Raw genomic sequence first — 11526 nt, forward strand, 5'->3', positions numbered from 1 at the left:
TTTATGACTCCTATTTAAGGGGTTTAAGAATAAAAAAACCTAAAACACCTGTGAAAAGCAATATAAACGATATTTAAGCCTTTAATCTAATTTTTTGTAGAAAATCTAGGCTTACATCTACTTTCGTTCCAGACACTATTAAACATACGTAATGAAAGTGGGACAGCCAAAGAAGACAGTTATTGTCAGAGAGTATCAATTGGAGATTGGAAAAGTGCAGGTGTACGATAATTATATGGTATCCATTTTTGACGAGGGGGCTACATTGACATTGGAGCGAGCCTATCAAATTATTGGAATATCGGAAATTCATTTTAGGGGTAAAAACTTTGGCTTTATCAGTCTACGGAAGCATTCCTATGCCATAGACCCTACTATTTACAATTACTTGAGGGAGTTGGAAAATCTAAAGGCCTTTGCCATCGTCTCGGTAAAGGAAGTGGATATGCACAATTTTAAAATAGAAAAACTTTTCTACAAAAAACCAATGAAGTTCTTTATAGAGTTTGATAATGCCCTGGCCTGGGTTAGGCAAAGGGTAAAAGCAAAATAGAAACTTTCCTTGCGGTTACCTTTGTTTATTCTTCTTTTTCTTGAGGAGCATGTTCCGACCTGTTTTCAGGTGTGGTGAACAAATCCAAATAAGCTTCACCCATATGTGTTATGATATCTGAAGCGGTAAGGGCTTGATACCCCGTTTTTTCGACAGCAATATCCCCCGCCCTGCCATGTAGGTAAACACCGAATATTGCAGCGGATAATGGTTCATATCCCTGGGCGATCAAGGCTGTTATGATTCCTGCAAGTACATCACCGCTCCCAGCCGTGGCCATTCCAGGATTCCCCGTAGTGTTTACATATCCTTTATCTTTATAAATCGTAATGGTATGGGCCCCTTTTATGACCAGGACGCAATCATACTTCTTTGAGAAGGCCTTCGCCTTTACAAGTTTATCAAAATCGTCCTTCCAAGTGCCTATTAACCTTTCCAGTTCCTTGGGATGAGGCGTAAGGACAGTTTGAGCCGGTATTTTTCCGATCAATCCCAAATGCTTGGAAAGAATGTTCAATCCATCCGCATCAATAACCAAGGGCTTTTTATTCTTAGACAAAAAATCTGAAAACGCTTTTACCGTTTTATCCGAGATGCCCAAACCGATGCCTATCCCTATTACGCTCGGTTCAATTTCAAAATCTATATGTTCAATGCATTTCTCTCCTTCATCGGTTGCGACCATGGCTTCAGAAAGAAAAGTCTGTAGAGGAATATATCCACATTGCGGTACGTAAGCTGTAACCAGGCCACTTCCTGCCTTAAGACAGGCCTTTGCAGCAAGGGTGACCGCTCCGATCTTACCATGGCTTCCGCCGATAATCAAAGAATGGCCGAAGGTCCCTTTATGTGAGAATTTTTCCCGGGGAATATATAAGGGCAGCACCTCACTTTTTCCTATAAGTTCATAATCCGTTTCGGTAGATGCCATAAAACTAGGATCTAACCCAATATCCAATACCTCCCAGTTATTGCTATAGATTCCGGTACCGGGAAGGAAAAAAATCAACTTGGGTGCCTGAAAGCTCAGCACATAATTGGCCTTGACCACTGCTTTACTATCCCCTACTCCCCTATCCAAAAATAATCCGGAAGGAACATCTATCGAAAGAATAAAAGCATCCGAATCATTTAGATGCTGTATTAATCCACCAACCCAATCATCAGGATTTCTATTTAACCCTATTCCAAAAACTGCGTCTATGATAATGTCGTCCCGCCCAATCCCTGGAAATTCGGAACCTTCTTCCAAAAAAACGGGCCATATTTTTCTTTCCTTCAACCGTTCTAAATTGGTAAGAAAGTCCTGAGATCGTTTTTTGCTGTAGTTCACAACATAAACACCAATATTGTAACCGTGATCTTGTAAATGCCTTGCAACGGCAACACCATCGCCACCATTGTTGCCAATACCACAGAATAAATGAATTTTTACCTGGGCACCTTGCATACGCCTGTGTATCCAATCAAAAATTCCCGTCGCCGCCCTTTCCATAAGCTCAGTACTGGAAATTTGCTGGTTCTTAATTGTGGATTTATCCGCCAAATAGATTTGTTCAGCAGTGAAAATCTTCATTCAATAAAGGTTTTTGTTTAAAATTGTCAATTCCATAAAAATTCATCCGAACATTTGATTGGGTTGCTAAAAGTACTACATTTGAACCTATCTAAGAAGTGTGCTTTTTAACACGTAGGACAAACAAATGCTAGTTTCTTCATTCAATACATATTGTGTTTTTACCTTTGGTATCACCACCCCTTTGGGGTAAGCAATTCTATATTTGTCCGTTTTCGCATTTTCTATACCTTAACACAATAGCAAACTTCAAGCAGTTTATCAGATGAAAGTTTTAAAATTTGGTGGCACATCCGTAGCCAGCGCAAAAAATATAGCCCTTGTAAAGGATATCGTCTCCCAAAGTGATAGCCTTAAAAACATAGTAGTTGTCTCCGCATTTGGAGGAATAACGGACTTACTTTTGCAGGCTGCCCATTTGGCTTCCGAACAGGATGAGAAGTATAAATCTGTTCTCAAGGACATAGAGGAGCGGCACTTAAATACTATCAAGCAACTAATTCCTGTTCACGGCCAAAGTAGAATTCTCAGCAAGGTAAAAAGTGACCTCAACATATTGGAAACTCTTTTGGAAGGTTCCTTTTTGATAGGGGAAATAACTACCAAATTATCCGATAAAATCGTTAGTTATGGCGAATTGCTCTCATCTTACATCATATTCGAATTCTTCAAGCAGGAACAAATAGACGTTGCGTACAAGGATAGCAGGGAACTGATCAAAACCAATGACCTGAATGAAAAGGCCGTTGTGAATTTTGAGGTTACCGATACGCTTTGTAAAACTTTCTTTGAAAGTGTACAAAAAAGCGTTGTGGTAGCCCCTGGGTTCATTTCATCCTCGGAAAAGGGAAATTCCACTACCCTGGGAAGGGGAGGTTCAGATTACACTGCGGCCATTTTCGCAGCGGCCATGGATGCGGATATTTTGGAAATCTGGACAGATGTAAGTGGTATGTATACCGCGAACCCCAAACTTGTAAAGCAAGCTAAGGCATTACCCCATATTTCTTATGAAGAAGCTATGGAACTATCCCATTTTGGTGCCAAAGTACTATACCCGCCAACAATTCAGCCCGTGCTTTCCAAGGGGATTTCTATATTGATCAAGAATACCTTTGAACCCAACGATAGGGGCACGCTTATTACCCAAAATAAGAATGGCAAGGGCAAGACCGTCCGGGGTATCAGTCATGTGGAGAACATTGCCCTACTTTCTTTAGAAGGTCCCGGCATGGTGGGTATTCCAGGTATTTCAAAACGTTTTTTTGAAGTGCTTTCCCAGGCAGGTATCAGCGTTGTATTGATTACCCAAGCCTCGTCCGAGCACTCGATTTGTGTGGGTATTTCGGTGGAGGATACCGATGAGGCCGTGAATACCGTAAATACCGCTTTTGAACACGAAATTGATAGAAATAGAATTAAACCGGTAATCACTGAAGGGAACTTGGCCATTATTGCCTTGGTAGGTGATAATATGAAAAGTCATCAAGGGTTAAGTGGTAAAATGTTCAGTACTCTAGGGAGAAACAATGTGAATATTCGGGCTATAGCCCAAGGAGCCTCGGAACGTAATGTTTCTGCCGTAATCAAAAAAAACGATGTAAAAAAAGCGTTGAACGCCCTCCACGAAGAATTCTTTGAAGAGAACATCAAACAATTGAATCTCTTTGTCATGGGGGTTGGCAATGTTGGTTCCAAGTTTTTGAAACAAGTACAACAGCAGAAAAAGTACTTGAAAGAAAATTTGAAGCTGAACATCCGGATTATTGGAATATCAAATTCGCGGACCATGGTATTTGATGAGGATGGTATTGCCCTTAAGAACTGGGAAGGACTATTGGAGAAAGGCAAAAAGGCAGACAAAAATAGTTTTTTTGATACGGTCCAAGAATTAAACTATCGGAACAGTATTTTTGTGGACAATACGGCCAGTGATGAAGTGGCATCTACTTATAATTCTTACTTGGGCAATAGCATTTCCGTGGTTACCTGTAACAAAATTGCATGTTCTTCGGATTACGAAAACTACAAAAGCCTTAAAAACCTGGCCCGGGAATACAACGCGCCTTTTTTATTTGAAACCAACGTTGGTGCCGGTCTACCCATAATCGACACTTTAAAGCACCTAATAGCATCCGGGGATAAGGTCCTAAAAATTCAGGCCGTCCTGTCGGGAAGTCTTAATTTTGTATTTAACAATTTCAATGATAAGACTACGTTCCATGATGTTGTTAAACAAGCTCAAGAGGAAGGTTATACCGAGCCAGATCCAAAAATTGACCTTAGTGGAATAGATGTGATGCGAAAAATCCTGATCTTGGCCAGGGAAAGTGGAAACCGATTGGAAATTGACGATATCGAAAATAAATCCTTTCTCCCCAAAGAGAGTCTCGAGACAAAAAGCAATGAAGATTTCTTTGCTTCCTTGAAAAAGTATGAAAACGACTTTCAAGATTTGTATACACAAGCCAATGACGCGGATTGCAAATTAAAATATGTAGCCCAATACGAAAATGGAAAAGCCAACGTGGGGTTGCAGCAAATTCCAAAAAATCATGACTTTTATAATCTACAAGGAAGTGATAACATTGTTCTGTTCTACACGGAACGGTACCCGGACCAGCCTATGATTATAAAGGGCGCGGGCGCAGGTGCTGAAGTAACCGCCTCTGGAATTTTTGCGGATATTATTCGGGTAGGGAATTTTTAAACCTCCTTAGGGTCAATAAAAAGAAATTGCACATCAAATAGGAACATATGGATACCAACGAAATTAAAATATTCTGTCCGGCTACCATCGCCAATATTTCCTGTGGATTTGATGTACTCGGTGTTGCGTTGGACGCCGTTGGGGACGAAATGGTAATTCGGAAAACAAAGGAAAAAGGTATAAAAATCACCAAACTGGAAGGACAGGACTTGCCATTGGAAACCCATTTGAATGTTGCAGGGGTAGCAGGTATGGCATTATTGGAACATGTTGATTATGAGGACGGCTTTGAAATAGAGATTTATAAGAAAATCAAGGCCGGAAGCGGGATAGGCAGTAGTGCGGCCAGTTCTGCAGGAGCCGTTTGGGGCATGAACCAGTTATTGGGCAGACCATTTGCCAGTGTGGACCTGGTGAAGTTCGCCATGGAAGGGGAACGATTGGCCAGTGGTGTGGCCCATGCGGATAATGTTGCCCCAGCCCTTTTAGGTGGATTTACCTTGGTACGTAGCTATGATCCCTTGGATGTTATTTCCATACCCAGCCCTTCTGAATTGTATGCTACGGTAATCCATCCACAGATAGAAGTGAAGACCTCTGATTCTCGAAAGATATTGAAGACCAACATTACCTTGGCGGACGGTATCAAACAATGGGGCAATGTAGGTGGATTGATCGCAGGGCTTTTCCAAGAAGATTATGAATTGATCGGACGATCATTGGTAGACCATATTGTGGAACCCATTCGTTCCATTCTAATTCCGGGATATGACACCATTAAATCCGAATCATTGGAAGCAGGGGCACTGGGTTGTGGAATTTCGGGTTCCGGTCCTTCCATTTTTGCGTTTAGCAAAGGTGAGACCCTTGCGAAAAGCGTAGCCAACACAATGAAAGAAGTATACCTAAAAATCGGGGTCGATTATGATGTACATGTTTCAAGAATAAATACATTGGGTATTAAGCCATTAGATCAATGAATTTTTACAGTTTAAACGAGAAAGCTCCTAAAGTGTCCTTTAAGGATGCAGTTGTCAAAGGCATAGCCCCAGATCGTGGATTATATTTTCCGGGAAAAATCACTTCTTTGCCCATTGGATTTTTTGAAGGCATTGAAAGTTTGTCAAATCATGAAATCGCCTTTAAGGCCATCCATCAATTTGTTCGTGAGGACATTTCCGAAAACGTTCTAAATATTATACTAAATGATGTTCTAGACTTTGACTTTCCCGTAAATGAACTGGAGGATAACATAGCTGTATTGGAGCTTTTCCATGGTCCTACTATGGCATTTAAAGATGTCGGTGCTCGGTTTATGGCGAGATGCCTTGGCCATTTTTCAAAAGAAAAGGCCAATGAAGTTACTGTTCTAGTAGCTACTTCAGGAGATACAGGAGGTGCTGTTGCGAACGGATTTTTAGGGGTAGAAGGTGTAAATGTGGTTATCTTGTATCCCAGTGGCAAGGTAAGCGATATTCAAGAGCGACAACTAACCACATTGGGCCAAAACATAGTAGCTTTGGAGGTTGACGGCACCTTTGATGATTGCCAAAAAATGGTGAAGACTGCTTTTTTGGACACAGAGCTCCTCAAAAATATGCAGTTAACATCGGCCAATTCCATTAATGTGGCCCGATGGTTGCCCCAAATGTTCTATTTTTTATTCGCTTACAAACAATTGAAATCCAAAAACAAGGAAATAGTATTCTCTGTACCCAGTGGTAACTTTGGAAATATTTGTGCGGGAATGGTAGCCCAAAAACTGGGAATGCCGGTAAACCATTTTGTAGCATCCACCAATGTAAACGATACCGTACCCCAATTTATGGAATCACGAAAATACGAGCCTAAACCTTCCACAGCCACCATATCCAACGCCATGGACGTAGGAGATCCCAGTAATTTTATCCGTATTCGACATTTGTATAAGGACAATTTTGACATGTTGAAACAAAACCTCTCCTCTTACTCCTTTACGGATGCAGAAACTAAAGAGGCCATGCTTAAAATTTATATGGAAAATAGGTATGTAACGGATCCGCATGGTGCGGTAGGCTACTTAGGTCTGAAAAGATTTAGGGAAAACCATCCAAACACATATGGAATCTTCCTGGAGACCGCGCACCCGGTAAAATTTTTGGATGTGGTGGAGGAAACTTTGGGAAAATCTTTGGAGATACCATCACAAATCCAAAAAGTAATGGATAAGAAGAAAAAGTCCATCAAAATTTCTACGTATCAAGAAGTAAAAGACTACTTATTGGACCGGCGATGATTCAATCATCATTCGTGCCAACACTTTATAAAAAACATAGCATAAACAAGCTTTCCTATCGCTAAATTATTCTATAGCTTTGCGCTTCAAAATTGAAGCGAGATGAAAGATACCGCACTTACCGAAACGCATAAGGCACTTGGTGCCAAAATAGTGCCTTTTGCAGGCTATAGCATGCCTGTTTCCTATGATGGGGTGAATTTAGAGCATGAGACCGTAAGAAAAGGTGTGGGCGTTTTTGACGTGTCCCATATGGGCGAATTTTTAATTGAGGGTCCAAAAGCACTGGAACTCATCCAAAAAGTGAGTTCCAACGATGCATCAAAATTGGCTATTGGGAAGGCACAATACAGTTGCTTGCCCAATGAAACGGGTGGAATCGTGGATGATCTTATCATCTATCGAATTAAGGAAGAAACCTATCTTTTGGTGGTGAATGCATCCAATATAGAAAAGGACTGGGCGCATATCTCAAAATATAACGAAACGTTGGGTGCCGACCTTAGAAATATCTCTGATGACTATTCCCTTTTGGCCATTCAAGGTCCAAAGGCTGTAGCTGCAATGCAAAGCTTAACATCGGTGGATTTATCGCAAATCAAGTTCTACAATTTTGTCGTCGCCGATTTTGCCGGTATCGATTACGTCATCATCTCGGCAACAGGATATACAGGCTCCGGGGGATTTGAAGTTTACTGCAAGAATAATGAAGTCCAACAGATTTGGGACAAAGTGCTAGAAGCTGGAGAGGGCTTTGGAATTAAACCCATTGGGTTAGCTGCCCGTGATACACTTCGCCTAGAAATGGGTTACTGCCTATATGGTAACGATATAGATGAATCCACTTCACCCATAGAGGCAGGTTTGGGATGGATTACGAAATTCACCAAGGACTTTGTCAATGCAGAAAACTTGGCCAAAGAAAAAAAACAGGGCCCAGAGCGTAGGCTTGTCGGTTTTGAACTGGACGACCGGGGAATTCCACGCCAAGGTTACGATATTGTTGATGGGCAAGGGAAAAAAATCGGTTCCGTAACCTCGGGCACTATGTCGCCTTCCTTAGGTAAAGGTATTGGACTAGGATATGTACCTACCATTTTTTCGGAAACTGGTAGTAAGATACATATTCAGATCAGAAAGAACAGGGTATCCGCTACTGTAGTAAAGTTACCATTCTATAAAGGGTAAACAACCTCTATGGGTAAAAGAAGGGGAAAGTTGGAGGAAGGAGGAAAAAAGGTACTCATTTTAGGAGCCAGCGGTTTTTTGGGCAATGCCATTTACAAAGAACTTTGTAACTATTTTGATACCTATGGCACCTATTTCTCGGCCAGAAGGGCCTTCGAGGATAATCATCAATTCTTTAAGTACGACATGCAGGAGGATGATATTTTCCACCTTTTGGAAAAAGTACGCCCCCAATATATTATTTCTGCGGTGCGCGGTAACTTCGCCGCCCAGATACAAATGCATCAACACATTACCGAATACATTTTGCAAAATAAGTGTACCCTCTACTTCCTTTCTTCTGCAAATGTTTTTGATGCTTACAGCAAATATCCATCCTACGAGTACGATAAGACTTTGTCCGAAAGTATTTATGGGAGATTGAAAATAAAGATCGAGAACATGTTCCTTAGGCTTCCCAAAAAGAAGATGGCCATCTTAAGGATACCCATGGTTTTCGGAAATTCTTCTCCTCGGATAAAGGAAATTAAAAAGGCAATATGGAAGAACACCCCTATCGAGGTTTTTCCAAACTTGGTAATGAACGTTACCAACGACGACAAGCTAACCCAACAGATACACTACTTGATCAACCAAAACAAAACGGGTATTTATCATATGGGGAGTATGGATTTAATACACCATGATGAATTCATAAAGGAAATTGTAAATCGTATCGGTAATTTTAATCCTATCTACAAGCGTGTATATACCACAAATGAAGAACGTTATTTAGCCGTACTTCCTAAAGACAATACCCTGCCGAAAAATCTAAGATTCGGTTATCAGGAAATTATTGATCATCACATTCTCAAATAAACTTCTTTCTGGCGTTAATTTTTGTTTAAATCTTGTACCATCGAATGGAACGTTCATTCAATTCTTTACTTTTAGAGGGATACTAAAAATAACACTATGAAAAAATTATCAGAACGGACTATAGCGGAGCGTTTGGAAAAATTTGAAAGATGGCAATACAAGGATGGAGCCATAGAGGCCAATTTCACTTTTAAGGATTTTAGGGAAGCCTTTTCCGTAATGACCCATGTCGCTTTTGAGTGTGAGGCACATAACCACCATCCGGATTGGACCAATGTATACAACTCCTTAAAAATACGGTTGAACACCCATGATGCCGGAGGTGTGACAGAGAAAGATTTTCAACTTGCCCATAGTATACAGAATATAATTCTGTAAAAGGACTATGCTCAATTGTTCTTGCAGCAGGTATTAATTTTGCTAAATTTGCCTATTACATTTTACAAAATATAGGCAATGGGAAGAGCTTTTGAGTTTAGAAAAGCACGCAAAATGAAGCGGTGGGCCGCGATGTCCAAGGCATTTACCCGTATTGGGAAAGATATCGTAATAGCCGTTAAGGAAGGTGGGCCAGATCCCGATTCAAATGCCCGGTTACGGGCGGTAATCCAAAATGCCAAGTCCGTGAATATGCCCAAGGACAATATTGAGCGGGCCATTAAACGGGCATCGGACAAAAGCCAAGGAGATTATAAAGAAGTCCTTTTTGAGGGCTATGCCCCACATGGAATCGCTATCCTTATTGAAACCGCTACCGATAACAACACACGTACCGTGGCCAACATAAGGAGTTATTTTAACAAATGCGATGGCAGTTTGGGAACTTCTGGTTCTGTAGAGTTTATGTTTGATCATACCTGTAATTTCCGAATCAATGGAGATGATATAGATCCTGAGGAATTGGAATTGGATATGATCGATTTTGGTGCGGAAGAGGTTTTTGTGGACGATGATGGAATTTTAATTTACGCTCCATTTGAAAGTTTTGGATCTATCCAAAAGGAATTGGAGAATAGGAACATTGAGATTCTTTCTTCCGGATTCGAACGTATTCCCCAGGTAACGAAGGAGCTTACCGAAGAACAGGCCCAAGATGTGGAAAAACTCTTGGAAAAAATTGAAGAGGATGATGATGTTCAGAACGTATACCACACGATGAAGGAATAGCCCTCCAACAATTTGATTTATTTTTTACCGTTTTGTAAATAAGCTTCCAGGGCAACGACTTACTTATAAAACGTGTTATGCGCAATCTTTTCCTCCTTGGCCTTTTATTTTTTATGTTCAACATCGCTGCAAGCAGAGCCCAGGAAATGAATCCTACAAAGTTGGGGGAACTTATTGAATCGGTCACAGACACCTTTGAAATCAATGGCAATTCCTTTAGGTTCGTTTATAAGGATGTTTTTCTTTTTATGATTTATGATGAAAATGCCAACCGTATGCGCATTATTTCACCAATTGTTCAACGTGCGGAAATAGAGGAGGAACAGTTATTGAATGCCTTAGTGGCCAATTTTCATTCTGCCTTGGACGTGAAATATGCGCTAAGTGATGAAATCATTTGGTCCGTTTTTACACATCCCCTCAGGGAGCTTTACTCTCACCAAGTATTGGACGCCATTGACCAGGTTTATTTAGCTAATGTGACCTTCGGCACTACCTACTCCAGTACTAATCTAGTATTCCCGGGCAATGCGAATAAAAAAGATGAGCCCAGACCAAAAAAACTGATCAAAAGGGATTAGAAACTATATTCCCGTACCTTACCCTGTACCCCGTTAAAAAACCTTTGATAAATTTCAAAATCCGTTTCTTTACTCTCGGATGGATATTGGGCCTCTGAAATTTTCACTTGCTTGCGACCATAGTCAAAAGCTACCATAACAATAGGCACCTGGGCACCTTTGGCGATATAGTAAAAACCGGTCTTCCATTGTGTAACCTTCTTTCGGGTACCTTCCGGAGAAAGAGCCAATCTAAACTTTTTGCGTTCCCTAAAAATCTTGGAAACAGCGTTTACCGTATCGCTACTTTGGTTACGATCAATGGGCGCACCACCCATCAACCTCAAATACCAACCCAAAAGAGGCGTAAATAAACTTTTCTTGGCGATAAAATTAATTTCCTCATCCAATACCCTACGAACCAAAAGTCCGAGAAAAAAATCGACCCAACTGGTATGGGGCACCACAATGACGATACATTTGTCCACTTTGGGAAATGAACCTATCAATTTCCATCCCAAGATCTTGAAGTAAATGAATTTTGCTAGCGTATGCATGTGTTAACTTGCTGTTGCATAAGTACGGCCATTTAATAAATGAAAGTGTAGAAGTGATTCGAGTTGAAAATCTAGTCAGGAA

At 40.8% G+C, this 11526-nt stretch carries 11 protein-coding genes; 9 read left to right on the plus strand and 2 right to left on the minus strand.

Features of this window, described 5'->3' with window-relative positions:
• Window positions 1-151: 151 nt before the first annotated feature.
• Window positions 152-553: an STAS/SEC14 domain-containing protein gene (locus ACP2AF_RS19355; protein ID WP_425237790.1), complete on the plus strand. Its 402-nt coding sequence runs from the start codon at window positions 152-154 to the stop codon at window positions 551-553.
• Between the two features lie 25 nt (window positions 554-578).
• Here ACP2AF_RS19355 and ACP2AF_RS19360 read toward each other — a convergent pair whose 3' ends face one another.
• On the minus strand, window positions 579-2129 hold the full coding sequence (locus tag ACP2AF_RS19360) for an NAD(P)H-hydrate dehydratase (RefSeq protein WP_425237791.1): 1551 nt from the start codon (window positions 2127-2129) through the stop codon (window positions 579-581).
• Window positions 2130-2394: 265 nt separating this feature from the next.
• Here ACP2AF_RS19360 and thrA point away from each other — a divergent pair, with 265 nt between their 5' ends.
• From thrA to ACP2AF_RS19400, 8 genes are all read left to right on the plus strand, one after another.
• On the plus strand, window positions 2395-4839 hold the full coding sequence (gene thrA, locus ACP2AF_RS19365; RefSeq protein ID WP_425237792.1) for a bifunctional aspartate kinase/homoserine dehydrogenase I: 2445 nt from the start codon (window positions 2395-2397) through the stop codon (window positions 4837-4839).
• 47 nt (window positions 4840-4886) lie between these two features.
• Window positions 4887-5819, plus strand: a complete 933-nt coding sequence (locus tag ACP2AF_RS19370) for a homoserine kinase (RefSeq protein WP_425237793.1) — start codon at window positions 4887-4889, stop codon at window positions 5817-5819.
• Complete coding sequence (gene thrC, locus ACP2AF_RS19375) at window positions 5816-7114, plus strand: threonine synthase (RefSeq protein WP_425237794.1); 1299 nt, start codon at window positions 5816-5818, stop codon at window positions 7112-7114. The genes ACP2AF_RS19370 and thrC overlap by 4 nt, the downstream gene beginning before the upstream one ends.
• Before the next feature lie 102 nt (window positions 7115-7216).
• Window positions 7217-8302, plus strand: a complete 1086-nt coding sequence (gene gcvT / locus ACP2AF_RS19380) for a glycine cleavage system aminomethyltransferase GcvT (RefSeq protein ID WP_425237795.1) — start codon at window positions 7217-7219, stop codon at window positions 8300-8302.
• Between the two features lie 9 nt (window positions 8303-8311).
• Window positions 8312-9160, plus strand: a complete 849-nt coding sequence (locus ACP2AF_RS19385) for a sugar nucleotide-binding protein (protein ID WP_425237796.1) — start codon at window positions 8312-8314, stop codon at window positions 9158-9160.
• 96 nt (window positions 9161-9256) lie between these two features.
• Window positions 9257-9538, plus strand: coding sequence for a 4a-hydroxytetrahydrobiopterin dehydratase (locus ACP2AF_RS19390; RefSeq protein ID WP_425237797.1), 282 nt, complete (start codon window positions 9257-9259; stop codon window positions 9536-9538).
• A gap of 78 nt (window positions 9539-9616) precedes the next feature.
• Window positions 9617-10327, plus strand: a complete 711-nt coding sequence (locus ACP2AF_RS19395) for a YebC/PmpR family DNA-binding transcriptional regulator (protein WP_425237799.1) — start codon at window positions 9617-9619, stop codon at window positions 10325-10327.
• 77 nt (window positions 10328-10404) lie between these two features.
• Complete coding sequence (locus ACP2AF_RS19400) at window positions 10405-10908, plus strand: hypothetical protein (RefSeq protein WP_425237800.1); 504 nt, start codon at window positions 10405-10407, stop codon at window positions 10906-10908.
• Here ACP2AF_RS19400 and ACP2AF_RS19405 read toward each other — a convergent pair.
• Window positions 10905-11444, minus strand: coding sequence for a 1-acyl-sn-glycerol-3-phosphate acyltransferase (locus tag ACP2AF_RS19405; protein WP_425237801.1), 540 nt, complete (start codon window positions 11442-11444; stop codon window positions 10905-10907). The two genes, ACP2AF_RS19400 and ACP2AF_RS19405, sit on opposite strands and share 4 nt — an antisense overlap.
• Window positions 11445-11526 lie beyond the last annotated feature (82 nt).

Source organism: Ulvibacterium sp. (genome assembly GCF_965248315.1).
Classification (GTDB): Bacteria; Bacteroidota; Bacteroidia; order Flavobacteriales; family Flavobacteriaceae; genus Ulvibacterium.